General features: G+C 39.9%; 26 protein-coding genes. 15 read left to right on the plus strand and 11 right to left on the minus strand.

Annotation, left to right across the window (positions count from 1 at the left end):
• The first annotated feature begins 338 nt into the window (after positions 1–338).
• Entirely contained in the window at positions 339–485 is a 147-nt protein-coding gene (locus ACE1ET_RS15775; RefSeq protein ID WP_375721525.1) for a lmo0937 family membrane protein, read from the plus strand.
• 119 nt (positions 486–604) lie between these two features.
• Here the strand turns inward: ACE1ET_RS15775 and ACE1ET_RS15780 are convergent, their stop codons facing one another.
• Together ACE1ET_RS15780 and ACE1ET_RS15785 are read right to left on the minus strand one after the other, a co-directional pair.
• On the minus strand, positions 605–1,534 hold the full coding sequence (locus ACE1ET_RS15780) for a magnesium transporter CorA family protein (RefSeq protein WP_375729384.1): 930 nt from the start codon (positions 1,532–1,534) through the stop codon (positions 605–607).
• A 304-nt stretch (positions 1,535–1,838) separates the two neighbouring features.
• The gene (locus ACE1ET_RS15785; RefSeq protein WP_375729385.1) at positions 1,839–2,306 is read right to left on the minus strand and encodes a Dps family protein; all 468 of its coding nucleotides are present in this window, start codon (positions 2,304–2,306) and stop codon (positions 1,839–1,841) included.
• Positions 2,307–2,419: 113 nt separating this feature from the next.
• Between ACE1ET_RS15785 and ACE1ET_RS15790 the strand changes: the two genes are divergently transcribed.
• Both ACE1ET_RS15790 and ACE1ET_RS15795 read left to right on the plus strand, forming a co-directional pair.
• Positions 2,420–3,349 carry a hydrogen peroxide-inducible genes activator gene (locus ACE1ET_RS15790; RefSeq protein WP_375729386.1) on the plus strand — a complete coding sequence of 310 codons (930 nt, stop codon included), beginning with the start codon at positions 2,420–2,422 and terminating at the stop codon, positions 3,347–3,349.
• 78 nt (positions 3,350–3,427) lie between these two features.
• Positions 3,428–3,784, plus strand: coding sequence for a four helix bundle protein (locus ACE1ET_RS15795; RefSeq protein ID WP_375729387.1), 357 nt, complete (start codon positions 3,428–3,430; stop codon positions 3,782–3,784).
• An 18-nt stretch (positions 3,785–3,802) separates the two neighbouring features.
• Here ACE1ET_RS15795 and ACE1ET_RS15800 read toward each other — a convergent pair whose 3' ends face one another.
• The 6 genes from ACE1ET_RS15800 to ACE1ET_RS15825 form a co-directional block, all read right to left on the minus strand.
• Positions 3,803–4,549 (minus strand): outer membrane lipoprotein-sorting protein, encoded by a 747-nt coding sequence (locus ACE1ET_RS15800; protein ID WP_375729388.1) that lies wholly within the window; start codon positions 4,547–4,549, stop codon positions 3,803–3,805.
• An 83-nt stretch (positions 4,550–4,632) separates the two neighbouring features.
• A complete protein-coding gene (locus tag ACE1ET_RS15805) occupies positions 4,633–5,901 on the minus strand; it encodes an ABC transporter permease (protein ID WP_375729389.1) in 1,269 nt (422 codons plus the stop codon).
• Complete coding sequence (locus ACE1ET_RS15810; protein ID WP_375729390.1) at positions 5,898–7,067, minus strand: ABC transporter permease; 1,170 nt, start codon at positions 7,065–7,067, stop codon at positions 5,898–5,900. The genes ACE1ET_RS15805 and ACE1ET_RS15810 overlap by 4 nt, the downstream gene beginning before the upstream one ends.
• Before the next feature lie 10 nt (positions 7,068–7,077).
• Positions 7,078–7,788, minus strand: a complete 711-nt coding sequence (locus ACE1ET_RS15815) for an ABC transporter ATP-binding protein (protein ID WP_375729391.1) — start codon at positions 7,786–7,788, stop codon at positions 7,078–7,080.
• Positions 7,789–7,847: 59 nt separating this feature from the next.
• Positions 7,848–9,002: a hypothetical protein gene (locus ACE1ET_RS15820; protein ID WP_375729392.1), complete on the minus strand. Its 1,155-nt coding sequence runs from the start codon at positions 9,000–9,002 to the stop codon at positions 7,848–7,850.
• Entirely contained in the window at positions 8,995–9,588 is a 594-nt protein-coding gene (locus ACE1ET_RS15825) for a TetR/AcrR family transcriptional regulator (RefSeq protein WP_375729393.1), read from the minus strand. Before ACE1ET_RS15825 ends, ACE1ET_RS15820 begins: the two co-directional genes overlap by 8 nt.
• Positions 9,589–9,782: 194 nt before the next feature.
• Between ACE1ET_RS15825 and ACE1ET_RS15830 the strand changes: the two genes are divergently transcribed.
• Positions 9,783–10,847 carry a DNA methyltransferase gene (locus tag ACE1ET_RS15830; RefSeq protein WP_375729394.1) on the plus strand — a complete coding sequence of 355 codons (1,065 nt, stop codon included), beginning with the start codon at positions 9,783–9,785 and terminating at the stop codon, positions 10,845–10,847.
• On the opposite strand, the gene ACE1ET_RS15835 is transcribed toward ACE1ET_RS15830, so the two are convergent.
• Positions 10,836–11,723 carry a hypothetical protein gene (locus tag ACE1ET_RS15835; RefSeq protein ID WP_375729395.1) on the minus strand — a complete coding sequence of 296 codons (888 nt, stop codon included), beginning with the start codon at positions 11,721–11,723 and terminating at the stop codon, positions 10,836–10,838. The two genes, ACE1ET_RS15830 and ACE1ET_RS15835, sit on opposite strands and share 12 nt — an antisense overlap.
• 213 nt (positions 11,724–11,936) lie before the next feature.
• Here ACE1ET_RS15835 and topA point away from each other — a divergent pair, with 213 nt between their 5' ends.
• From topA to ACE1ET_RS15875, 8 genes are all read left to right on the plus strand, one after another.
• Complete coding sequence (gene topA / locus ACE1ET_RS15840; protein ID WP_375729396.1) at positions 11,937–14,306, plus strand: type I DNA topoisomerase; 2,370 nt, start codon at positions 11,937–11,939, stop codon at positions 14,304–14,306.
• Between the two features lie 5 nt (positions 14,307–14,311).
• Entirely contained in the window at positions 14,312–15,559 is a 1,248-nt protein-coding gene (locus tag ACE1ET_RS15845; RefSeq protein WP_375729397.1) for a M16 family metallopeptidase, read from the plus strand.
• The gene (locus ACE1ET_RS15850; RefSeq protein WP_375729398.1) at positions 15,556–16,836 is read left to right on the plus strand and encodes a M16 family metallopeptidase; all 1,281 of its coding nucleotides are present in this window, start codon (positions 15,556–15,558) and stop codon (positions 16,834–16,836) included. The genes ACE1ET_RS15845 and ACE1ET_RS15850 overlap by 4 nt, the downstream gene beginning before the upstream one ends.
• Positions 16,837–16,985: 149 nt before the next feature.
• Positions 16,986–18,275 (plus strand): aminotransferase class I/II-fold pyridoxal phosphate-dependent enzyme, encoded by a 1,290-nt coding sequence (locus ACE1ET_RS15855; RefSeq protein WP_375729399.1) that lies wholly within the window; start codon positions 16,986–16,988, stop codon positions 18,273–18,275.
• A gap of 152 nt (positions 18,276–18,427) precedes the next feature.
• Entirely contained in the window at positions 18,428–19,279 is an 852-nt protein-coding gene (locus ACE1ET_RS15860) for a histidinol-phosphatase (RefSeq protein ID WP_375729400.1), read from the plus strand.
• Positions 19,276–19,887: a rhomboid family intramembrane serine protease gene (locus ACE1ET_RS15865; protein WP_375729401.1), complete on the plus strand. Its 612-nt coding sequence runs from the start codon at positions 19,276–19,278 to the stop codon at positions 19,885–19,887. Before ACE1ET_RS15860 ends, ACE1ET_RS15865 begins: the two co-directional genes overlap by 4 nt.
• 8 nt (positions 19,888–19,895) lie before the next feature.
• Entirely contained in the window at positions 19,896–20,396 is a 501-nt protein-coding gene (locus tag ACE1ET_RS15870; protein ID WP_375729402.1) for a D-glycero-alpha-D-manno-heptose-1,7-bisphosphate 7-phosphatase, read from the plus strand.
• Complete coding sequence (locus ACE1ET_RS15875; protein WP_375729403.1) at positions 20,393–21,238, plus strand: aminotransferase class IV; 846 nt, start codon at positions 20,393–20,395, stop codon at positions 21,236–21,238. The genes ACE1ET_RS15870 and ACE1ET_RS15875 overlap by 4 nt, the downstream gene beginning before the upstream one ends.
• 50 nt (positions 21,239–21,288) lie before the next feature.
• Here ACE1ET_RS15875 and ACE1ET_RS15880 read toward each other — a convergent pair whose 3' ends face one another.
• Positions 21,289–22,296, minus strand: coding sequence for an SRPBCC family protein (locus ACE1ET_RS15880; protein ID WP_375729404.1), 1,008 nt, complete (start codon positions 22,294–22,296; stop codon positions 21,289–21,291).
• A 113-nt stretch (positions 22,297–22,409) separates the two neighbouring features.
• Here ACE1ET_RS15880 and ACE1ET_RS15885 point away from each other — a divergent pair, with 113 nt between their 5' ends.
• A complete protein-coding gene (locus tag ACE1ET_RS15885) occupies positions 22,410–24,398 on the plus strand; it encodes a DUF4954 family protein (protein WP_375729405.1) in 1,989 nt (662 codons plus the stop codon).
• Here the strand turns inward: ACE1ET_RS15885 and ACE1ET_RS15890 are convergent, their stop codons facing one another.
• Positions 24,399–24,992 (minus strand): DUF4294 domain-containing protein, encoded by a 594-nt coding sequence (locus tag ACE1ET_RS15890; protein WP_375729406.1) that lies wholly within the window; start codon positions 24,990–24,992, stop codon positions 24,399–24,401. It lies immediately after the preceding gene.
• A gap of 162 nt (positions 24,993–25,154) precedes the next feature.
• On the opposite strand from ACE1ET_RS15890, the gene ACE1ET_RS15895 reads away from it, so the two are divergent.
• Both ACE1ET_RS15895 and ACE1ET_RS15900 read left to right on the plus strand, forming a co-directional pair.
• Positions 25,155–25,910, plus strand: coding sequence for a CPBP family intramembrane glutamic endopeptidase (locus tag ACE1ET_RS15895; RefSeq protein WP_375729407.1), 756 nt, complete (start codon positions 25,155–25,157; stop codon positions 25,908–25,910).
• Positions 25,911–25,919: 9 nt separating this feature from the next.
• Positions 25,920–26,441 (plus strand): GNAT family N-acetyltransferase, encoded by a 522-nt coding sequence (locus ACE1ET_RS15900; protein WP_375729408.1) that lies wholly within the window; start codon positions 25,920–25,922, stop codon positions 26,439–26,441.
• Positions 26,442–26,474: the final 33 nt, after the last annotated feature.

The raw sequence follows: 26,474 nt of genomic DNA on the forward strand, positions 1-26,474 counted from the left end.
AATATACTGTAAATAAGTACTTTAATAGAATATATATTGATTATGTAAAGCGTAATAGTACAGGTCGCTTCATAAGGTTGAAAGCGAAAACTATAATATTTAGTTGTTAGTTCCGACAATCACTATCCGTTTTGGGATATTTTTCCTAAAGGTTCGGGAAAATTCAACACATGTGGTGCATTTTTCTACAGTATGAATATAAGTGTGTTTTGTAAAATACAGATAATCAGGTCTTAGTGGGAGTTGTTCTTGTTGGCATGGTTTTGTTATATACAATATATGTTGACGTGAACAGCAGAATGTTAGAATAGCATATTAACTTTTTAAAACAAATAATTATGAGATCAATACTTTATTTAATAGCAGTAGTCCTTGTTGTCGGTTGGATATTCGGATTCTTTGTCTATTCTGTCGGAGGACTTATCCACATTCTACTTGTTCTTGCCGTTATATCTCTCCTCATCTCAATTATCAGGGGAAAGTAGCCCTGTAACATTCAAAAACCAATATATATACAACGCAAACTACAATCCGTTTGCTTGTTGTCAGAACCTGAGAATCAATATATGGAATGATATGTGATTTTCAGGTTCATTTTTTCGGATCAGAACCACTGCCGTTTTCGGAATAATAATACGCCTAGTATTGAAAATATCAGTGACCCGGAAATAATAGCCGGCATTGCCCAAAGACTGTTCTCCATACCATTGTGTATGTTCATTCCAAATATACTGGCTATTAAGGTTGGGATCATTAGAATAATGGAAATAAGGGTGAGTTGCTTCATCACTACGTTCAGATTATTTGAAATAACGGAAGCAAAGGCATCCATCATACCACTCTGAATATCGGAATAGATCTGCGCCATTTCGAGCGCCTGTTTATTTTCAATGATGGCATCTTCCAGCAAATCTTCATTGATTTCTGAGGTTATTTTTTTCGAAGTACGGAGTTTGGCCAGTACTATTTCATTTGCTTTAATGGATGTGATGAAATAGACCAGGCATTTCTCCATCTTCAATAACTTATTCAGTTCCCTGTTTTTAATGGACTTTTCAAGATCCTGTTCAATGGCTGAGGTCATCTGGTTAATCTGTTTCAGATACTTCAGATACAGGTTGCCTGAACGGAGAAAAAGGCGCAGAATAAAATTGATATTGTCCGTTATCTGGCTGTACTGTTCCCTGAAAGGAGAGGGTTGACCGATGGGTAGTACATCATTATCCTGGAGGCAGATCGTGAGTGTAAAATCATCGGTTATGAAAATGGCCAGCGGAACCGTGTAAAACGGCACACCATTGTTGGTTTGTTCTACCGGAATACGTAAAATGATCAGTGTCCATTCGTCTTCGAACTCAACACGTGGTCGTTCATCAGCATCCAGAATGTCATTCTGTAAATCCGCCGGTAATCTGAATTCAGACGTAATTTTTTGGATTTCTTCATTCGTTGGTTTGGTTACATTAATCCAGCAACCTTTTTCTACTTTGGAGATCTCGTTGTATCCGCCAAATGTTTTGAAGATTTTTATCATGATTATGCCTCCTTACATGAAATCTGCAAGGAAACCTGAAGTGCCCTTACAGACTGGTTAATAAATAAACTGACTATGATACGGGCCTTCGTCCATGTGATAGTGTTTTAAAATTCGGATGCAAATGTATGCCTTATTTTTTTTAATAAGGAAATAAAACAGACTTTTAAACTTTTTTTGCATTAGGTTATAAAATAAAAAAGGATCCGGAATAGAATCCTGAATCCTTTTAATTGGAGAGTAATTTCCATACGGAAAATTACAGTGAGTTATGATTTTTTGCTGTCCGGGTTTAATTCGATGATTAGTTCGCCAGAAATGCACTGTACATCCAGACCAGTTTTTCCTGTTCTCTGATATAGTCACTCATTAAGGCATTTGTTCCTTCATCATTTGCTTCATCACTCAGGTCGAGAATGTCCCGCTGTTTTTTTATCAGTATTTCAAAACTATCTAAAACAGAACTAACTGTTCCCTGGGCATCGCTGACATTTTTCAACTCTTTCACTTCTGAATTTTCCAGATAGTCGCTGTAAGAGTGGACCGGAGTTTCCGCCAGTGTCAGTACCCGTTCTGCTAATTCATCAACTTTAATCAGCAGATCATTGTATAACTCCTCGAATTTGACATGTAATTCAAAAAACTTTTCACCTTTTATGTTCCAGTGAAATCCTCTTACGTTCATGTAAAATACCTGGTAGTTGGCCAGTAAATCGTTCAGCTTCTGTGATAATGCAACTGATTTTTGTTTGTCTAAACCTATTCTGTTCATAATATTTCGTTTTTATATTTTATGTTTTGTTTTTATCTGTTACAAATATCCGGATTAAAATAATATCAATCAAATCGATAATATCTATCTTTGTATAGATAAAATCTATAATTATGACATTACAACAACTGGAATATGTAATAGCGCTGGATAACTACCGGCATTTTGTTACGGCTGCAGAAAAGTGTTATGTTACCCAACCAACACTGACCATGCAGGTTAAAAAACTGGAAGATGAAATTGGCGTACGGTTGTTTGACCGGAACCGGAAGCCGTTAATTCCAACAGCTGCAGGGGAGAAAATAATTATCAAGGCACGGCAGATATTGCGTGAGGTTGAAGAAATGAAGGCTTTTGTCTACAACGAAACAGAAATGCTGGAAGGCGAGTATCGCTTAGGAATTATCCCGACCATATCACCGTATATTCTGCCTCGTTTTTTACCGGGATTTTTAACTGAGAATCCCCAAACAAGGCTTAAAATTACGGAATTGCAAACCGACCATATTATTGACAAACTGAAAAACGGCATGCTGGATATAGCCATACTTTCGACGCCGCTCAACGACAAGGCCATCAGAACCATTCCGTTGTATTATGAACCGTTTCTGCTTTATCTTCCGGACGATCACAAACTAAATAGGGTTGAAAACTTAACTGCAGACATGCTCAACCCTGAGGAGATACTCGTTCTGGAGGAAGGCCATTGTTTCCGTGATCAGGCCCTGGCTATCTGTTCCACAACGCTTGCGGGCAAAAGGCTTAAGTTTGAATACGATAGCGGCTCCATTGAGGCATTAAAGGGGCTGGTGGAAAAAAAGCTGGGATATACTCTGGTTCCGGAATTGTCGGTTGGCAATAGGGCAGGATCAGTCTCTGTAAAGCGATTCAGCGAACCGGAGCCGGTAAGAGAGGTAAGTATTGTGGTTCATAACAGTTTCACCAAAGAGGCTCTGATTGATCGACTACACAAAACCATTCTTAAAACGATTCCTGATCAGTTTAAAAAGATGAAACACTATACAAGGGTTAAGTGGCACTGATGCTTAATTATGAATTAGGAATGAAGAATTAGGAATTGGGGGATTTTTCTTATTTTTATAAGACCCAAAATCAATCTTATGAAAAGAGAAAATATTATTCAGGAAAAGTCATTCGATTTTGCAATTAAAATCGTTGAGATGTACAAATTCTTAAACGTAGAAAAAAAAGAATTTGTACTTTCCAAACAGCTGTTAAGATCCGGAACCTCTATTGGTGCTAATGTAGAGGAGGCAATTGGAGGACAAAGCAAAAAGGATTTTTTTGCAAAAATGACTATTGCTTATAAAGAAGCAAGGGAAACACATTATTGGATCCGATTATTAACGAAAACCAATTACATTTCTGAGACAGATAGTTGTCATATTTTAGTTGATTCTGAAGAATTATTGAGAATTATCGGAAGTATTTTAAATACGATTCGTAATAATTCCTAATTCTTCATTCCTAATTGATCATTGCTTTAATGCTGCTTTAGTAAAAATATATTCCGGTATGTCCTGGTTGAATTTGATATCGGTGATTTCGAACTCAGTGCCTTCGCCTTGTTTCAGCATATCTTTGTACACCATCTTCATAGGGAACCAGCGGCCGTCAACCTTTCTGACATCAGAGAGCGTTGTGCGTTTTAGTAACTGCCCGCTTTTGGCATATAATTCTTCTTTTAAGGGAACAAAACGTTCGGTATCTATCCACATCACTCGTTTGTAGTAAGCCACATCAGGCACATTGGCTATCATCTCCAGCTTGTAGGTGTTGCGACCATCAATTTCTTCTTCCCCAATCAAAGCTGCATCGTAAATATCGGTCAGTTTGCGGTCATCCATCATATCTTCGTACGAAAGGTCGGAACCCATTACACTTTGCCGTAGCATATGGCCGGAGATCTGGATGGTTCGGTCTGTAGAAGGAGCGTAAATCCAAAGCTGATCTTCCAGCTTTAACATTTTAGTGCCTTCTTCCCGGGCCGGTGAAAGATATTCTGTAAAGGATTTTGTAGTCCCTACAGAATATGTTTTGGAGGTAATCGTCCGGCTTGCTCTTCTGCCATGAATGGTCATGGAAGATTCCATTACGCGGTTATCTGATGACAAATTCTGATCCACTTTGTCGATGATTTGTTTTGCAGTTGGTTGTGCCTGAATAAGTCCAGGTGTAAAAATAAGTACCAACCCGGCCAGTATAAATTTAATGTTTTTCATATCTAATAGTAATTAATCCTGTGTCTTGATTCTTGTTTTCCTAATTCCTAATTCCTAATTCCTAATTCTTCATTCGTAATTGTCTACACTTCCAGTTCATTAAACAGTCGTGCTGTTTGTCGCTTATAGATTCCAATTCCGGACAAAGCATTGCCCAGAACCATTGCAATTATACCCGGAATAAATCCAATATAGTAAGCTTCAGGAGTAACCTCTGTTCTGAAAACCGTTGGCAACATCATGCTGCTGCCCTGGAAATTAATGCCCAGATCCAGACCGTTAATCTGCAGATAATATCCAACGCTCAGTCCAATAATCGTTCCTATAACTGATCCTATTGTTCCAATAAGGGCAGCTTCATATATCAGTGAAAGGTATATGTGTGTTTTATCTTCGCCAAGAGCCAGGCGTACGCCAAATTCTGTGTAACGCCTTAATCCCCCCAAAAGGCCCATGTTCCACAACACAATACTCATGGCCACTACAAAGATAAAGGTGAAAATAGTGCCCATCATGTTCATCGCCGTTATATAAACATCCATTCCGTTCTGATCTTTCAATTGTCGCATTTCAGGCGAAAATTCATCGTTAGGATTGTAATATTCGGCATTAAATTTTTGTTTAATAGCTTCGGCTCCATCCATATTGTAGCCATCTTTCATGAACCCCAGAATTTCACCGGAAGCATTCTGCATATCAAAGGCTTTCTGAGCATCTGTAATATCAATCAGTATAGCTCCTCTATCCAGTTGCTGGTTCCCGAACCTTACGGTTCCGCAAACTTTAAAATTATAAAACATCATGCTTCCATACATGGTCGATCCAAACAGGGTAACCTCACTGCCTACCCTTACATCATATTTTTCTGCAAACATATCGCTGATCAGTGCATCTCCAGGTTCTGAAGGCAGCTTTCCTTTAACAATGGATTTTGGGATATTCATGCGTTCTGCTTCTTTGCTTCCTTTTGAGAAAAAGTCTATGGCCTGACCAATGGCTGGTCCCTGTGCCCTGGTTTCTCCCTTTGCATCAGCTACATCCAGTAGTCCACCGAATTTGGTGCGTTCAACCCATTCAACATCTGGAAATTCCTTATGTAATCTTTCGATTAATTCTTTTACGTCAAGAAGTGCAAGATCATTGGCTGCCATCGTACTTTCGGCATATGCATGCGTCGTTATTTTCAGATGACCGAGTTCATAATTCGCATTCATGTTTATCATATCGGAAAAGATACCTCTCATCCAGGTGCTAAGGAACACGGTTAGTGTTACTCCGAGTGCCACAATGATAATTGGGATTACGCTGCGGTTCTTATCTCTGAGTATGCCTTTAAATAAGAATTTTATCATTGTATTTTACCTTTAAGTGCTTCAGTTGGTTTGAGCCGGGCGATTTTACGTGCCGGAATAAAACTCACAATAGTAGCTGTTAGTATCACCAGTAATACGGTGGATACAATCAGTCCCAGTGAGAAGTAAGGATAAATCACATCAGACATGGCAATACCGATATCTGCGTCTCCCATGGGTAGCGGGAAGCCTTTGTTTGCCAGGTAATAGAAGACCGGTGTTCCGTAGATTGTAGTCAGTATGGCTGCAAATATGCTGTATGCTGTACCTTCTACCGTAAAGATCCTGACGACCTGCCACCGGGTCATTCCAAGTGCAATGTATGTTCCTATTTCTTTCTGACGCCTGAAGATCGACAAAACCTGTGTGTCAAAAATGGCCAGTAAAGCCAAAATCAAAATCAGTCCCCATAACAAAGAGGATCCGCCTTTTTTGGATTTGATCAACATGTCAATATCCTTAAAAAGGTAGTTCTGATCCTTGAATTTCCAGTTTTCAATATCTCCTCCCGGATAACTATTGCCTGCAACAAAAATGGTTGCTTCATTTTGCATCCCGGTCATTTTCTGCAGTTTATCAAGAGGAAGCCAAATAATTCCTGCATCAACTGTAGGGACTATGGTTTCAAATACGTCCACAATTTTTACTTCACGGGCATCAAAGGTTCCGTTTTTGTCTCTCCAGCGCACCAACAGTGTCTTCCCTTTTTCAGTCTTCATTGCCCTGGCCATTCTCTTTCCTATTATTGCAGGGAGAAAATCTGATGTTGCTTCCAATTCCTTTGTCGGTAATTCCAGGATCTTCTGTTCCGGATCAATTCCTTTCAGAAGAACCGTCATCATCCGACCTTGAGGATACACGGATGCCTGACTATACAAAATTGGTGTCAGTTCATCTTTCTTTATAAGGTTTTGAATTTCAGGTGATATAGGTGCATGTGCATCCTGAAAAGTATAAACGTCCAACGGATCAAAATCAGGGTGCCAAAGTTCGCCTTTGCCTACTTCCCATGCCTGGGTATCATGTTTTGCCTGAACATTCCATCCTTCAAACAAACCGTTATAAAAAATAATCAGGAAGAATGCGAATGAAAGCACACCGGCATTAAGCCAGGTGCGCAGGCCTGCACCCAGTAAATTTTTAAAAGCTAATCGTATTGCAATCATAGCAGTATATTTAAGGTTGAACCTTAACCTTTTGAGGTTTCATTATTTCATCACTGGCTACTTTGCCATCAGAGAGAGTTATTTTTCGTCTCAGGTACTGCATCACTTTTTCGTCGTGTGTAGCAAAAATGAATGTTGTTTGAAGTTCCTCGTTCAGTTTTACCATGGTTTGCAGTATATGGTGTGAATTCTTTGAGTCCAGATTTGCTGTTGGTTCATCAGCCAGAACAATTTCCGGTTTTTTTACCATGGATCTTGCTATGGCTACACGTTGACTTTCGCCGCCCGAAAGTTGTGAAGGCTTTGATTTTGCTTTATCCGTGAGTCCGACCCACTCCAAAGCTTCCATTACCATTTTTCTGCGTTGTGCACTTGTCAGATTTTGTAAAAGCAGGGCAAATTCTACATTTTCGAAGACCGTATAAACCGGAAGAAGATTATAGGTTTGAAAAATAAAACCGATGTGCAGGTTTCGTAGTTTAGCCGATTGTTTATGGCTCAGGTCTGAAACCGATTGTCCTAAAACTGCGGCTGAACCTTCAGAAGGCACATCCAGGGATCCTATAATATTCAGCAGGGTTGTTTTTCCAGATCCGCTTGGCCCGACCAGCCCGGCAAATTCTCCTTTGCCAAAGCTCAGATTTACATCTTTTAAGGCTGTAAACTCACTGTTTCCTGCCGGAAACTTTTTAGTGAGATGTTCAATCGTGATGATTTCCATAATATATTAGTTTAATGTCTTTCCGGTTGTTAATCCGGTATCTGACGATTGTTTCAGTTTTAATGATTAAATACCAGCATCAGTTGTATGCCTTTCCCTCCGAAAATATTCGTTGTTCCACCCTGAAGCGGCACGTTAAAATTCTCAGGATTCCAGTATGCCATAACATAAAGTGTAAGCTTATTGAACTGCCTCTGATAGTTGATAAAGTTATATGCATTGTCGTTGTTCCAGTCATAATACATGATGGCACTGATTTGATCAAATATACCAATTGGATAAGATAAGGAAAGCAGTGAGAACGTCGCTGTCTGGTTCATGGCAAAAGCCTTTTCGTCAAACGAAAATACCAGCTGTTCAAATGCGGCATACAAGCCGCTGCCAATTCCAAAAGTGTAGTCAGCACCGGCATTGAAAACTTCCTGATTTTTGAGCCATCCCAGATCTGCCTGTTTATTAATCCATGATCCTTCCACCCAGAATCCGATGACATAATCCATCCTGAGATCAAATCCAAATCTGTTTTCCGGTATTTTTGTAAAAACGGGCAGGTTGTAATCTGTTAAATTTGTTGTGCTTGCAAATCTGTGATGATAGGTGATGCCGGATTCACCCGACAGAACCGGAAACTGAAAACGGCCACCGAGTTCAGGATACCTGGTATTGGTTTGCGCCTGTTCCCAGCCTTTTGGGTTTTTATTTCCGGCTAATCCCCACAACCAAATGTTGGCATTGTTTAAAAAGTAATACCGTCCTAATACTCCCCACACGCCATCTGTTAGCTTTAAAGGATCACGCGGATCTATCTGGTCGAACCACATTAATGGACGAAGCATGTTGGCTGAACCAAAGTTGATCTTTTGGAGTCCTGCCCGTATTTCGAGCTGAGGTGCGCTGTAGCGTATCCATGCACGGTATGGTTTTATTTTTCCATCGGTTTCAGCATTGGTAAACGGATCAATAGAGGCTGACCCAAACATGTTGCCTGACACTTCCAGATCGAAAAGTCTGTTGTTCTTCAGATTCAGCCGGTAATTGATTTGTGGTAAATACCTGCCACCAATCAGAAGAGACTTTTCATTGGATGGGTTGTAGTGTAACCACGAGATTGCCTGCCCCCTGAGTTCGAAAGTCTTTTCGGAATCCTGCGCAATTGCTTTAGTAAAGTGCAATATGCCGGCAGTAATAATTAATATGGTAAGTAGTTTATTCATCTTTCCGGGGAATAATCCCGTAAAACATCATATTTATAAATTCCATAATGACATGCTGAACATTGTTATTGTACATGGCAATCAGTTGAGGATCTGAAACCATCTCTGTCATTTTGTTGCTCAGGTAAAAAATAAAATCAATGTTGACGTCTTTTCGTATTGCGCCTTTTTTTTGTGCCTTTACATAATCGTCCCTCACCATATTCACCATCCTGATAGTAATTTCATTGAAGAAAGCTTTTAATTCATCATTCCATCCTGAATATACATCTGCAACGAAAGCCTCACTTATGTTGACGGTGCCTTCGAACTTCAATCTTACCTGTTCCTTTATCTTTTCTTCAAAAGGAATGTCGCGTGACATCAAGGCTTTGTAGTCCTTTTCAACTTTTTCAAAAAGGGTGGAAATAACAACTTTGGCCAGTTCAATTTTATTGGGGAAGAATCTGTAAAAGGTCATTTTGCTAACTCCTGATTCAGAACAGATCTCTTCAATGGTAACCCTTTTGATGCCAAATTTCCAGAAGAGATCATGTGCCGTTTCAACAATTTGTTTGTATTTCGGATTTGATTTATGATCAGACATTTGATTTTAATTTTTACAATAACGGTACAAATATACGAATATTGTAAAATAAAACAAATATCGTACAATTATTTTTGATTTGTATGATAATATGAAAGCCATAAAATGATGCAAAATCATACGTTTATATCTGAGTTTTTTAGTTCAAAATTTATATATTTGTTGTATAAAGATGTATAAGGTTGTTTAATGATATGGAGAAGTATTTGTCAATTAGTCAGGCTGCTGAAAAACTTAATGTAAGTTCTGAAACCCTTAGAAGATGGGATAAGAGCGGAAAATTTAAAAGTATACGGCATCCGATAAATAATTATCGGGTTTACTCCGAAGGACAGGTGTTGAATCTGGTAGAAGAGCTACAGTTAGAGCTACAATATAAGCCTGTAAAGGCAGATGAAACTATAAAACCTTATTTTTCAGCACAGTATGGGAATCTGTATAATTATGACGCCATAAAGTATTTAAAACAACTGGATTCTAATTCTGTTGATCTGATTTTTGCCGATCCTCCATATAATATTAAAAAGGCAGAGTGGGATACATTTTCTTCTCAAAATGAATATGTAGAATGGAGTATGGAATGGATATCTGAGGCTCACCGGGTGTTGAAAAAAACGGGATCGCTTTATGTTTGTGGTTTTTCGGAAATACTGGCAGATATTAAATGGTCTGCATCTCATTTATTTAAAGGTTGTAAATGGCTGGTTTGGTTTTACAGGAACAAAGCAAACCTTGGTAGTGACTGGGGCCGTTCACACGAAAGTATTTTGCATTTTAGAAAGTCAAAAGACTTTATTTTTAATATTGATGACGTAAGGATTCCATATAATGAGCATACTTTAAAATATCCAAAAAGAACTCAGGCTGAAACCTCTCAATATTCAAATGGTAAAAAGGATTATGTATGGGAGCCCAATCCTTTAGGTGCCAAACCTAAAGATGTGTTTGAGATACCGACCATTTCAAATGGTGCGTGGGAGAAATATCCTCATCTTACACAAAAACCAGTGGAATTACTTAGAAAAATAATCCTGTCTTCTTCAAATCAAGATAGCTTAATACTGGATCCGTTTGGTGGTTCAGGTACAACCTATGCTGTGGCAGAAGCTTATAAAAGGCGTTGGTTAGGGACAGAACTTAATCTTGAATACTGTAATATTATAAAGGAAAGGTTGTCTGATCAGGAACATATTATCAGAATTCTTGGAGCCAAAGATGAAATGGAATCCAATAACAGAAGAAAAAAGTTAAGAGGCTAGAAGTTCATTCAATTTACCGGTTAGAAGCTCTGAAAATGTACTTATATAAACATTGTAAGGTGACTTAAGGGCTGAAGGCGGAGGGTCAAGATAATATACACCTTCCAATTTCGTCAGAAACTCGGTATACACCATAAATAATCCCGAAACAAGCGTAAATCCGATATTATTTTCTTCTTTTCGTTGAACATCGTTTAAGAATATTCCAATGACTTTCTGCGGATGTTTGACAAACCGTTCAAGCAATAGTTTGTCGATAAACATTTTACCCATCCTATCTTTTGAAGTCGTTTTGATGGAAACAACGACTTCCTTTTCATCCAGCGATTGCGATGTTGACTTAACTTCATTATACGGGGAAATAACAAGATCGTTTTCACATTTATATGTTTTAGTTCCTTCATCTGTCTCGTAAGGTATTTGCAAAACGATTTTACTATTTGATATTCCAATTTCAGTAAAAACTACACGTATTAATTCTTCAAATCTGTTTCCGACATGCTTCCTGGCACTATTTGGATTTACCAGTAAATCAAGTCCTGCTCCAATAGATTGTTGAATGGTATAAACTACTTTATCAATAGTAAGTTTTTCTTCATCAGTTACGTCTTCTTTGTTCTTTATTTTCAGAAGTACATTATTTAATAGTTCAACAGAATTGCTAAATGTTTCAGGTTCAGTAATAAAAAGTCTGCGGTTAATTGGTCTGACATATTTTAGGTTTCCTGCCTGATTTGAAGATAGAATCAGATAATCTCCTTTCTCTTCACTATTGCTGATTACATTAGGAAAATAGTTCAGCACACGCAGTGAAATTTCTTTAAATTCTTTGATGCTGTTTTTAGGTTTTTGTAAATCTTTATCTAATGGAAGCATTAATTTCAAGGTTTTGATGATGCATAAAAGTACAAAAAAATGTGAGATTTCAAATTGTACAAAAGCTGTCTCGTTGACATAGATAATTGCATGAATTTTTTTTATATCTATAGATATAAGGTATAGGTTCTGTGATAAAACTTTGAATTGCATTTGGTTTATAAGAACTGAAATCCTTTAATTTGCAAAAATTTTAAAAGGTTGAATCTGGTTATGGTTGAAAATTTAGTGATCGTTGAGTCCCCCGCCAAAGCAAAAACAATAGAAAAGTTCTTGGGTAAAGATTTCGTTGTGAAGTCCAGCTTCGGTCACATCCGTGATCTGAAGAAGAGGGATTTAAGTATCGATCTGGAAAATAATTATCAACCTCATTATACTATTCCAACGGACAAGAAAAAAATTGTTACGGAATTAAAGAAGATGGCAGCCGATGCAAAAACGGTTTGGCTTGCATCGGATGAGGACCGTGAGGGAGAAGCAATTGCCTGGCATTTGGCCGAGGCCTTAAACCTCGATAAAGAAAAAACAAAACGCATTGTTTTTCATGAGATAACTAAGGATGCCATTCTTAATGCCATACAGACGCCTCGTAAAATAGACCAGCATCTGGTAAATGCGCAGCAGGCACGCCGTGTACTTGACCGCATTGTGGGATTTGAAATTTCGCCAATCCTGTGGAGAAAGGTAAAGCCATCTTTATCTGCCGGAAGGGTACAGTCTGTAGCTGTCAAATTAATTGTGGAACGTGAACGTGAAGTAGAAGCGTTTGAACCGCAATCGTCATTCCGGGTCATTGCTGAATTTCTGGTTCCCAATGGAAATGGAGATCATACCATATTAAAAGCAGAATTATCCAAACGGTTTAAAACAGCCGAAGAGACAGCAACATTTTTACAGGGCTGTGCCGGGGCAAGCTTTGTTATTGAAGATATTTCTAAAAGGCCGACCAAAAAATCACCGGCTCCGCCATTTACAACTTCTACTTTACAGCAGGAGGCCAGCAGGAAGCTGGGATATTCTGTTTCGCAAACTATGGCCGTTGCGCAACGCTTATACGAATCGGGTCATATTACATATATGCGTACCGATTCGGTTAATTTATCAAGTCTGGCGATCAATACATCGAAAAGTGAGATTATTGAGCAGTTTGGTTCCGAATATTCCAGGGTAAGAAAATTTTCAACGCAATCAAAAGGAGCTCAGGAAGCGCACGAAGCTATTCGTCCTACCTATGTGAACCAACACGAAATAAGCGGTTCGGCGCAGGAGCAGCGTCTTTATGAACTAATATGGAAGCGCACCGTGGCCTCACAGATGAGTGATGCACAGTTGGAAAAAACAACCATAAAAATAGATGTAAGCAGCCACGAAGAATATTTTACCGCTACGGGTGAAGTCATTAAGTTCGATGGTTTTCTTAAGCTGTATATTGAGTCGTTTGATGATGAAGAAAACGGATCCGAAGAAAACGGATTATTACCGGCAGTGCAAGTGGATCAGAAGCTTGACCTGAGTCAGATTGTTGCAACAGAAAGGTTCACTCAGAAACCGCCGCGGTATACCGAGGCAAGTCTGGTTCGTAAATTGGAGGAATTGGGCATAGGGCGTCCTTCTACATATGCTCCAACCATTTCTACCATTCAGAACCGGGAATATGTGGTGAAAGAGAGCCGCGAAGGAGATACAAGGGAATACGCAGAGCTGGTTCTGAAAAATGGCGCTGTAAAAGAAACAACCAAAAAGGAAAATTACGGATACGAAAAGTCAAAGCTTTTCCCGACAGATATAGGTATGGTGGTGAACGATTTTCTGGATGAGAATTTCACCGACATCATGAATTACAACTTTACCGCTGAGGTTGAGAAGGAATTTGATGTGATTGCGGAGGGGAAACTGGACTGGACAAAAGCCATTGATGAATTTTACAAGGATTTTCATCCAACCGTGGAGAAAAGCAAGGAACGTTCTGAAACCAAAGTTGGTGAACGTATTCTGGGTACCGATCCAAAAACGGGACGGCAGGTTTCTGTAAAGATTGGCCGTTTTGGCCCTATGGTTCAGGTTGGAACAGCCGAGGAAGAGGAAAAGCCGCAGTTTGCAAGTTTGTTGAAAGGTCAGAGCATCAATTCTATTTCTTTAGAGGAGGCGCTGGAGCTCTTTAAACTGCCGCGCGAAGTTGGTGAGTTCGAAGGTGGAAAAGTGGTGATTGGTGTTGGCCGGTTTGGCCCTTATGTGCGCCATGCAAGCAAATTCGTATCGCTTGGGAAAGAAGATGATCCGCTTTCCATTACGTTGGAACGTTCCATAGAGCTTATTGAGGCCAAACGTGAACAGGAAAAAAACAGTTTGATTAAAACCTTCGATGAGGAACCTGATCTTCAGATTCTGAAAGGCCGTTTTGGTCCGTATATTAAATACAAAAAGAAAAACTTTAAAATACCCAGAGGAACCGATCCTGAGGCATTAACATTGGAAAAATGCATGGAACTGATCAAGGATTCCGGTTCAAAAGGGAAAAAGACAGCTGGCAAAACCACCAAAAAAGCAGCCGCAAAGAAGTCAACAAAGTCATCTAAAAAGTAAATCTGATGATCCGGTTTTCGAAAAAGATTCTGAGCAACGGACTTAAAGTTGTTCACCACTTTGATGCGTGTTCGCCGATGGTGGCTGTTAATCTTTTATACAATGTTGGGGCAAAGGATGAGTCTCATGAACGTACCGGATTTGCACATTTGTTTGAACACCTTATGTTTGGTGGAACACCTGAGGTTCCGGTTTACGATGAACCGGTCCAGCAAGCAGGAGGAGAGAACAATGCATGGACCAGCAACGATTTTACGAATTATTACCTGACATTGCCAAAGCAAAATGCAGAGGTCGGATTCTGGTTGGAATCAGACAGGATGAGGGGGCTGGCATTTTCGTCTAAAAGTCTCGATGTACAGCGTCAGGTCGTAATAGAGGAGTTTAAACAGCGTTACCTGAATCAACCGTATGGCGATGTAACCTTGTATTCAAGGCCGCTGGCTTACAAAGTGCACCCTTATCAGTGGCCAACTATCGGTAAAACTATTGAACATATTCGTGATGCCAGTATTGATGAAGTAAAAGCATTTTTTTATTCACATTATGCGCCAAACAATGCCGTGCTGTCAATAGCCGGAGATATTAAGGCTGAGCATGCGTTTAGGATGGCCGAAACATGGTTCGGGGATATTGAACGTCGTGATGTAATGCCGCGCATGTTACCGGTAGAACCACGGCAAACGGAACGTCGTGAACTGACATTGAAGCGGGATGTGCCTTTGAATGCTTTGTTTATGGCATTCCATATGTGTAGCAGAACCGACAGGGATTATCATGCTACCGACTTGATTTCAGATATCTTATCCAATGGAAATTCATCGCGTCTTTACGAGCGTCTGGTAAAAAACGATCCGGTTTTTGTGGATCTGAATGCATATATCGGTGGCGATATCGAACCCGGATTGTTTTATGTAACAGGGAAAGTAAATCCGAAATATACCATAAAGGAAGCCGAGCAGAGGGTTCGCTGGGAACTGGATACGATTGTGAATGAGCCGGTTCATGAAACAGAATTGCAAAAAGTAAAAAACAAAGTTGAATCTTCGCATGTGTTCGAGGAATCGCACTATTTGAATAAAGCCATGAACCTGGCGTTGTTTGAGACGCTTGGCGATGCCGGAATGATTAATAACGAATCCGATAAATACCGTAACGTAAGCATCAACGACATTCAAAGGGTAAGCCGTGAGTTGTTCCGTGAAGAGAATACATCTGTACTTTATTATCTTTCAGAATCGTTAGACGCATGAACATCAGCAAAAAAATACCGTTGATTTTACCGGCTGAACCTTTCCGGCCTGATGCCCCTCAGATTTATGAAATGAGCAACGGAATAAAGCTGTACGCATTTTCACGGGGAGATCAGGAAATTGTAAAGATCGATGTGGTGTTCGAAGCAGGCACGGTACATCAGCCATTGCCTTTGGTTTCTTTGCTGACCGGAACGTTGCTTAAAGAAGGTTCGCGTTCATTTAACAGCGGCCATATTGCATATCAGCTTGATTTTCACGGTGCTTTTCTGGAGTTTACCAACGGATTTCATCATAGTACACTTTCTCTGTATGCATTAACCAAACATTTGCCCAAACTGATGCCTTTGCTGGCTTCAATTGTGCATGAACCTTCATTTCCGGAAAAGGAATTTGAGGTGACGCTTGAAAACAGAAAGCAGGAATTTCTCGTAAACCGGCAAAAAGTAAAACTTTTGGCTGCCAAAGCATTCAGTAAAAGACTTTGGGGCGAGAATCATCCCTATGCACAGCAAGCAGAAGAAGAAGATTTTGATAAGGTTAATACCGCCCATCTTCAGAATTTTTATAATTCTCACTATTCTTCCAATAAATGCACTCTGTTTGTTTCAGGAAAAGTGGATGATAATGTGATCAGCATTATTGACAAGTATTTATGTGTAGGCTGGAACGGATCAACACCTTTAACCCGATCACCTGAATATGTAGCAGAACCGGAAAAGCCGGGCGTAAGGTTAGTACTTAAAGATGGCGTTCAGTCGGCTATAAAGGCTGGTCGTCACATTATGGATAAGGGCGACAAGGATTTTCCCGCATTTCAGTTGTTGTGTGGTGTATTGGGGGGATATTTCGGAAGCAGGCTTATGCGGAATATACGTGAGGATAAAGGTTACACCTACGGCATTGGTTCGTATGTAGTGAATCAGCCTTTAGGGTCCTACATGGGAATTTCTACAGAAACGGCTAACGAATACCGCGATAAGGTACTGGAAGAGATCAGGAAGGAGATGATGTTGCTGCGGAATGAACCGGTTCCGGCCGATGAACTTCAGATGGTTAAAAATTATCTGAGCGGTGAAATCATGCGCAGCTTTGACGGACCGTTTGCCATTACCGATGTTTACCGGTCGTTGTGGGAAAACGGATTAAATTTTGACTTTATTGAAACCTATCTTGAAACCATGGATGCAACAAATTCTGATTCCCTTCAGGCGCTGGCTCAAACATGGCTGAACCCTGATGATCTGATTATTGCGGTAGCCGGCAGTCAAAAGTAGTTTTCCGATTTTTTCATGTGTAATAAATTTCTGTAAGATTGAGCTTTACTTCCATTATTTATATTGCAGAAGTTTACTAAATCATCTATTTTTGCAACAGGTTTAAAACTAACCTGGATAAAATCATTCAATCAATTAAAACCGCATTTATGAATCCACAAGCCAAAGAATTAAACGACATTATTCAGGCAAAAAGCCCTGTCGTTTTCGACTTGTTATCGGAAAAAGGGAAAAATATTTTCTTCCCTAAGAAAGGAATCCTGGGGCAGACTGCTGAAGCCAAGGGAACTAAGATTAATGCAACAATTGGTGCTGCCATCGAGGACGATAACAGTCCGATGCGTCTGCCATCCATCGAAAAGAACATTAATCTTGATCCTTCATTGGTTTTTCCCTATGCTCCAAGTTTTGGTCGTCCTGATATCCGAAAGAAATGGAAGGAGATGATTTATGACAAAAATCCGGGTCTAAAGGGAAAAAATATCAGCCTTCCGGTTGTAACCAATGCGCTGACTCATGGGATCAGCATGATGGGTTACATGTTTGTAAATGACGGTGATGAGGTAATTGTTCCGGATTTATTCTGGGGTAATTATAACCTGATCCTGACCAATGCATACGGTGCAAAGCTGGTTAAATTCAATACTTTTAAAGATAAGGGATTTGATGTTGAAGCTTTGAAAGAGCAACTGCTGTCAGGTGGAGACAAAAAGATCGTTATTCTGAACTTTCCGAATAACCCGACCGGTTATACACCAACATTTGCCGAAATGAAGGCCATAGTTGCTGCCGTAAGCGAAGCTGCAGAAGCCGGTAAGAAAATCGTTGCTGTTATGGATGATGCTTATTTCGGACTGGTCTATGAGGATGGTGTGGCAACAGAATCAATATTTTCGGAGCTGGCTGATATGCACGAAAATGTGCTGGCAGTTAAAGTAGATGGGCCGACAAAGGAAGATTATGTATGGGGATTTCGTGTAGGATTCATCTCTTATGGGTTCAAAGGAGCTGATGATGCCATTTATAGTGCTTTGGAATCAAAAACTGCCGGAGCTGTGAGGGGTAACATTTCCAATGCCGCAAATATTTCACAGTCGTTATTGCTGCATGCGTTTGAATCTCCGGATTATCAGACGGAGAAAGATCGCAAATATGACATCATGAAAGCGCGTTACGATGCAGTAAAAGAAGCGTTAAATGAAGAAAAGTATAAGACATATTTTAGTGCCCTGCCTTTCAATTCCGGTTATTTTATGTGCGTAAAGTTGCGCGAAGGAATGGAAGCTGATAAAGTAAGGCAGATTCTGATTGAAAAATACAGCATTGGTCTGATTGCTCTGGGCGATATTTTACGTATCGCATTTTCTGCTGTTGCGGCAAGCGATATCAAAACCATGTTCGAGGGAATTTACAACGCCTGTCTTGATGCAGATGCTTAAACAGATAAGATATAGCCAATTAGAACCCGCAGCATGTGTTGTGGGTTTTTTTGTGCGTAACTTTTAAATGTAATACAACATAAAAGCAACTTTAATTATTGGCTGAATAGTACAGGATTGTTATATTTGAGAGGAATTCTAAAGTGCAGATTATGCTTTGGACCAATTATCATTGTCATACGCAGTATTGTGATGGAAGAGCGGATGCAAAGGAGTTTGTGAAAGCTGCCGTGAGGTCAGATTTCACAAAACTTGGATTTTCATCACATTCTCCTGTGCCTTATCATTCGGATTGGAATATGAGAGCGTCCGATATACCTCTTTATATCAATGAGGTTTTGACACTCAGAGAAAAATACTGTCATAAGATAGAGATCTTACTGGGAATGGAGGTGGATTATATTCCCGGAATGTTTGGTCCGCAAAGTAAACTTATAAAGGCTTTACCAACTGATTACCTGATAGCATCTGTTCATTATCTCGATTATCTACCTGACGGAACACCATGGTCTGTTGATGGTCCGGTAGAATGGTTCGATCTTGGTATCAAAACGATTTTTAACGGAGATATCCGGAAATTCGCCAGGCGGTACACGGAAGTTTCCTGTGAGATGATGGAGCATAATGGTTTCGATATTGTTGGTCATATTGATAAAATGTATCAGCATGGATCAAGATATCACAATGTGAATGAGATATGGTATAAAGATCTGGTAGGACAGCTATTGGATGTTGCCAGCCAAAAGGATTTGATTGTTGAAATTAATACTAAATCTTACCGGAAACTGGGATTCTTTTATCCGCACCAGTCATTCTTTAAATTACTGGCAGATAAGAATATCAGGGTCACTATAAACAGCGATACGCACGATCCGGAAAACATAGATCTGGCATTTACCGAAGCTGCTGAAGCTCTGACTGAGGCCGGAATAGCTGGTGTGGTAGAATTTATCGACGGACAGTGGCAGGAGTGTGGACTGACTAAAAAGGGAGTGTTGGTATGATGCTGATAGGAATAATTGTGTTAACCGCTCTTGTATCTGCCCAGGGATTCAGAGATAATGTGTTGTTGAATAAACTGTCGTTCAATCCGCATAAAATTAATTATCACAGGGAATATTACAGGGTGTTCAGCCATGGTTTGGTTCATGCAGACTGGATGCATTTGGGTGTAAATATGTTTGTGTTGTATATGTTTGCTAATTCACTGGAAAATCAGTTAAGTAACAATGCACATCTGTTGAACGGTACATTTTTATTTACTCTGTTATACGTTACAGCGCTTCCGGTTTCTTCGGCGGTTTCCTATAAAAAGCATAAGGACAATCCATATTATACGGCTATTGGGGCATCAGGAGCTGTGTCGGCAGTTGTGTTTGCCAATATTTTTTATGATCCGTGGAACCTGTTGTATTTTTTTGGAATCATTCCGATTCCGGGAATTATTTTCGGTGCGGGTTACCTTTACTATTCATATTACATGAGCAGAAAAAACATTGATAATGTGGGGCATGATGCCCATTTTTGGGGTGCGGTGTACGGATTTATATTTCCGGTATTAATACATCCAGGGAGCATTTTTGATTTTATTTCGAAATTGAACCCCTTTTAATAAGGACAATGAGGAAGGCGATATTTATTGACAGGGACGGAACAATAAACAGCGATGTTGGCCATTATTATATCTACAAACCAGAGGATTTTAAACTGAATCCCGGTGTTGGAGAAGGCCTGAAATTGCTACAGGATGTCGGATTTTTAATTATAGTGATCACAAATCAAGGTGGCGTAGCTAAAGGCGAATATACCATTTCTGACGTGGAAAAGGTACATCTTGAAATGCGTAACCAGCTTAAGAAGTTCGGTGTTTCACTAACCGAAATTTATTACTGTCCGCATCACAGCGATATACAACGTTGCCTGTGTCGTAAACCAGGGAACCTGAATATTGAAAAGGCTATTTCGCGTTTTCGGATCGACAGAACACAATCGTACATGATAGGTGACAGTGAGCGTGACATGCAGGCGGGACAGAAATCGAAATTGCGCTGCATAAAAATATCCACAAATGCTGATCTGCTTCCGGTGTGCCAGGAAATTTTAGATGAACACAGGGCATGATAAGACACATATGTTTTAACGGTGATTTATATCCAGCCAAAGAATTTACGGTAGGTATAAAAAACCGTGCATTCCGTTATGGAGACGGATTGTTTGAAACCATGCGCAGCCGGGGCACAACCATCCCGTTTTTTGATTACCATTACGAACGTTTGTTTCGCGGAATGGATGTTATGCGGATGGTTCCGGGAATGGTTAATAGTTCATTATTGAGAGAGTCGGCAGAAAGGCTGATAAAAGCAGACAAACTTTTTAACGGGAACAGCATTCGTATTTCCGTGTTCAGAAAAGAAGGCGGTAAATATGCTCCCCTTACGAACGAAGTCGATTTTCTGATTGAAGTTGATTCGGTAGCAGATAACAAATTTACACTGAACGATAAAGGTTTATTTGTGGATACTTACGAGGAGCATTTCAAATCTTCGTCAGAACTTGGAAATTTTAAAAACAGCAGTGCGGCCTTGCTTGTTCTTGCGGGCATTAATATGCAGCGGCGAAAGTTAGATGACATATTGATTCTAAATGAAAACAACGTGCTGGTGGAGGCTTTGTCTTCGAATGTATTTATTTACAAGGCGAATAAATTGATTACGCCTTCGTTAAAAACAGGTTGCGTGGATGGCGTAATGCGCCGTGTAATCCTGGAAATAGCATCAGAACAAAATATAGAGTTGAAGGAAAGCAACAGCCTTGTGCCTGAAGATTTGCTAACCTCGGACGAAGTATTTGTCTCCAATGCCATGCGCGGCATAAACTGGGTGGTTGCTTATAAAACCAAACGTTATCTGTATAAGATGAGCCGGTTTCTGATAGCAGAGATCAATAAAAAGGCCGGATTCTAAAAAAAAAATCAGGATCCCAAAAATGAAATCCTGATTCATATTTTATCGCATTACTTTAAAGGTACATAAACAATAGTTTCCCATTTGTCCTGATCCGGTTCCATCATCGGATCAGTGGTGTAGATTTCGAATGCCTGTTTTGAGTTATCTGCCTTCATTTTGTTATAACGAATGTAACTAAAGGCCGCAGACCAGGCGTTGCCTGTATTTTCATATTTCCCAAGGTGCTGCACTTTCAGTGCTTTTCCTGCAGGAAGCATCCCCGAAACAATGCCATCCATTTCAGTTATCTCGCCCTGAACCGGAATCGCTGCAATAATATTTACCGGGCCACCATCCATCCCAAAGTCATTGTAAATGCTGAGAGGATGTCCTGCAACTTCCAGCTTTGGATGCTGATTAATCACATCGGCCAACCGGATATAGGCATTATTCATAAATGTATCCAGGGCTTCAAATTCAAGTTCTCCTTCAATACCTATATAATTCTGCTGATCCACATTTTCTACCCCCAGAACGTTCACTTCAGAACTTACTTTCCCTGTTTCCAGTTTTTCCTTTAGCATGCTCAGGCCTCTTTCATAATCCATCCCTATCATTGGCTCCATCTGCTTAGCCATAAATTTAAAAAGGAATGGCATCTTCCCTTTCATGCCCCAGGTGATCTCAGCTTCTGTTGAATCACCCTTGAATGTCCAGTATACATCTGAATTTGACGGGAACGGTTCTTTAAAATTCAATCCTTCTTCGATAAGTTCATTAGGTATCAGTTTCGTTGTGGTCATTTCGCCTGATCCTGTGAGTTTCCCTTTCCAGGAATAACCATGATTCAGTGTTCCCGGCTCGCCGGTATAGTTCATTTCTGCATCTTTCTCCATGATCAGCCATGGCGACCAGTCTTTCCAGTTTTTATAATCTGCAATAAATGTAAAGGCTTTTGATACAGGAACATCAACTTTAACAGTCCGTTTCACATGGTACGAACCATCTATAACCGCCAGCCAAATAACCACTCCGGCTATAATTATGGCGAGAATAAGTAAAATTTTTTTAATCATAATTACTAAGGTTATATCTTTGTTACTACAATAAAAACAAAAAAACGGTTAAGTTGTTGGGATCCAAAGGGAAATAAAATTTACTAAATTCCGTTTTTGGTTAAACAGACTCTATGAACTATAGAAATCTACATCCTTCTGAGATAGAAATACTTGAAGGCCATGATTGCCAGTGTGAAGATTGGGATCTTGTCATGGTAAAAGATGGTTTTAATCCGAACCGGATTAAAAAAACACAATTCTCGGGTAAAATAAAAATAGGTGTACTGGAAAAAGATCATCTGTTTTCCAGTGGTATCAGGAGACCTTCGTCCGTTTCAGGTGCTTTTTTACATAATTGTATCATAGGTGATAATGTTTATATCCATAAGATCAGGAATCATATTGCCAATTACAACATCGGCGATGAAACGGTGATTGAAAATGTAGATATCATAGAGGTTACGGAGAAGTCCTCATTTGGAAACGGTGTTCACGCTAAGGTGTTGAACGAAACCGGTGGACGCGAGGTTCCTGTGTTTGACTACCTCTCTGCTCATTTGGCCTATATAATTGCACTTTACCGTTATCGCCCGAAACTCATTGAGCGGTTGTATCAGATGATAGATGAGTACGCAGAGTCGGTAACTTCGGACATGGGCACCATTGGGAAATCGGCCAGTATAAGAAACTGTCAGTTTTTAAGGAATGTGCGGATTGGTGACAGTGCAGTGATTGAGGGCGTAAGTTTTATAAAAAATGCCAGTATTAACAGTAACGAACACGATCCTGTATTTCTCGGTTGCGGAATAAAGATTGAGGACAGCATTGTGTCGTCAGGATCAAAAATTGCCGAGTCGGTGATCCTTGAAAGTTGCTTTGTAGGGCAGGGATGTAAAATGGGTAAACATTATTCGGCAGAGAATTCACTGTTTTTCTCCAATTTTGAAGGCTATCATGGTGAAGCCTGCTCTATCTTCGCTGCACCATTTACGGTGACACACCATAAATCAACCTTATTAATTGCAGGATACTTCTCGTTTTGTAATGCAGGTAGTGGCTCAAACCAGAGTAACCATATGTACAAGCTGGGGCCTATTCATCAGGGCATTATGGAGCGGGGTGCAAAAACAACCAGTGATTCATATCTGCTTTGGCCAGCTAAAGTAGGGCCGTTTACACTGGTTATGGGAAGGCATTATAAAAATTCCGATACCAGCGATCTTCCTTTTTCTTACATGATAGAAAATAAGGATGAGAGCGTTTTGGTTCCGGCTATTAACCTGAAAAGTGTTGGTACTATTCGGGATGCACAAAAATGGCCCCGGAGGGACCGACGTCAGGATCCGGTTAAGCTGGATTATATCAATTTCAACCTGTTGAGTCCTTTTACCATTCGTAAAATGATTGCAGGCCGTGTGATTCTGAAACATTTATTTGAAATTTCAGGCGAGCGGGCAGAACAATATACCTTTCATAATGTGGTAATAGAAAAAAAATCATTGTTGCGTGGGATTGAACTGTATCAGATCGGGATCAATAAATTTTTGGGAAACTCTATTATCAAAAGGCTTGAAAATCTGCAATTCGGTTCCGATGAGGAAATCTGTAAGCGTTTAAAACCGGATGAAGAACTTGGCAAAGGCGAATGGATTGATCTGGCCGGACTAATAGCACCACAGGAAGCCATTAATGATCTTTTGGACCGGATTGAAAACGGCGCTATTAAGAGTTTGAAAGAGGTTAATAAGACCTTTAAATTCCTGCATAAGAAATATTACGATATCGAATGGACCTGGGCAATGGATATTCTGGAACAGGAGGAGAAAAAGAGTTACGATAAATTTACTGCAACTGATGTGGTCCGTATTGTGGAACGTTGGAAAGATAGTGTGATAGGTTTGGATAAAATGTTATACGAGGATGCCCGGAAAGAATTTACCCTATCCAAGCAAACCGGTTTTGGTGCCGACGGGGATGACTTTAACAGAAAGATAGATTTTGAACAGGTTCGGGGCGATTTTGAACAACATGAAGCGGTTGCCGCCATAAAGGAACATATGGTTAAAAAGGAAGCACTGGGCAACGAGCTGATAGGTCGCTTAAAACACCTGGTTAACTAATTACAGAAGGCCTAGCTCAACCATTCTGACTACCTGCTCCGTTTGAAGATCTTCACCCTTTGCGTCGTATTCGGCTTTAAGGTTCGCGCCAAAAATACGTGCAATACCCTGCCAGAAGAATGCAGAGAACCCGCCTCTGTATAATTTAACAAGTTCGAAAGAATTTTGCTGACATTCACGGTCAACAAGCTTAATCAAAAGTCTGCCTTGTGAAAAAGTGAGTTTTCTTAATGGCTGCTCAAATTCTGAAAACAGATCTTTCTCCACACTTTTAAGATACTCTTTCCTGGCCTTTTCGCCTTTAATGTTCTGCAGGGAATCGTTAACATTGTCCAGGATATTTGCTGCCTGTTTAGCATAAGGTAAAGTAATCCTGACATCCCTGATCAAACGGTTATATAATCTGCGCTGCCTGTTATTTTTGAAAACCGGACGCGGGTAAACATCAATCTGTGGTAGAATTTTCATGTAAATGGTGTCTTTCTGTGGAACAGTAGCAGGCGGAATATCGGCCATTGCAGTAGCTTTGCTCTCGGAAAATGCCGGGAACAGACCAGATACAATGAAAAGAAATATGATTATGTATTTGCTCATATCATAACAAAGTTAAGCAAAGACCATGCAATTTATTACTTAAACGAATAAATCCAAATGGTGGTTATAAATTTAAGTAGTTTAACATATATAAAAAAATAAATATGATTGGGGATATGTAATGATTATTTCGTAATTATGCACTGATTTTAAAATAAAGGGATGAAGAAGTTTAGTGGAAGAGTATTGGTTTTTATTCTCTTAGTTTTTACTGTTACGCTTGTATTTGGCGGTTTACAGGAGATTCTTTCCCTCAATTATTCGTTTGTAATGCTGCCTCAGCTTGCCCCTGTACTGGCATTTTTACTTTTATCCTTAATTTTTCGCGACATCAGTTTTACGTTGAATTTCAAGGCAGATCCATGGAACATCTATAAAATGGTACTCGCTTTTATTTTACCTTTTTTGATCCTGTTTAAGGTATACCTGATCGGCAATATGATGGATTTCCCAATGATTATTACCAAACACCGGTTGAGTGCACTTTGGCCTGTGCTTCCGGGAATGATTCTTGGAGCTGTTGGTGAAGAGATAGGATGGAGAGGATTTTTACAACCTTATTTTGAAAAGAAATTTTCGGTTTTATTATCGGGAATATTTACCGGTATATTCTGGGGGCTGTGGCATGCTCAACTCTATGCAAACGGAGTGGCTTTTATGTTGTCGTTCCTGTTGTTTACGGTATCATCATCAGTGGTTGTGACGTGGATGTTACGGGGAACATCCTACAATATCTTAGTGGCTTCATTATTTCATTTGTCGCTGAACCTAGGCTTCTTTTTCTTCTTCGAAGGATCGTTAAACCATATCGGAATTATGCTGACTAATGGCATCGTCTGGACTATTCCGGCCCTGATAATCGGATTTTCAGCCAATAAACAAACGTTCTACAACGATGTTATTAAAGCAGAATCCTGATAATTTGTTATGACACCAACACCTGTTAAAGAAACTTCGAGGCTTATCCTCAGGGAGTTCCAACTAGAGGATGCAGAAGCGTTTTACCTGTTAAATTCTGATCCGGAAGTTTTACGATACACCGGTGATTCGTCTTTTGGAAATGTGACCGAAGCCGAAGAATTTATTCGGAATTATGATGATTATAGAAAAAACGGATTTGGCCGATGGGCGGTGATCCTCAAATCGACACATGAATTTCTGGGTTGGTGCGGGCTTAAACTGAATGAGGAGAATATGATTGATGTCGGATTCCGGTTTTTTAAGAATGAGTGGGGAAAGGGGTATGCCACAGAGGCGGCAAAGAGCACCCTGGAATATGGTTTTAATCAACTAAAAATGGCAGAAATCATAGGTCGTGCTGCGCTCGCTAATAAAGCTTCCATACGTGTATTGGAAAAAATGGGCATGACGTACTGGAAAATGGCTCCGTGTCATGGTATTGAGGATGCCTGTTATTACCGGGTCACAAGTGAAACATTTAAAATGTGACAGCCGGTTTGTATGGCAGGCTTTTATGGTTTA

The organism is Quyinboa mangrovi (assembly GCF_042219825.1).
GTDB lineage: Bacteria > Bacteroidota > Bacteroidia > Bacteroidales > UBA5342 > JBHJHP01.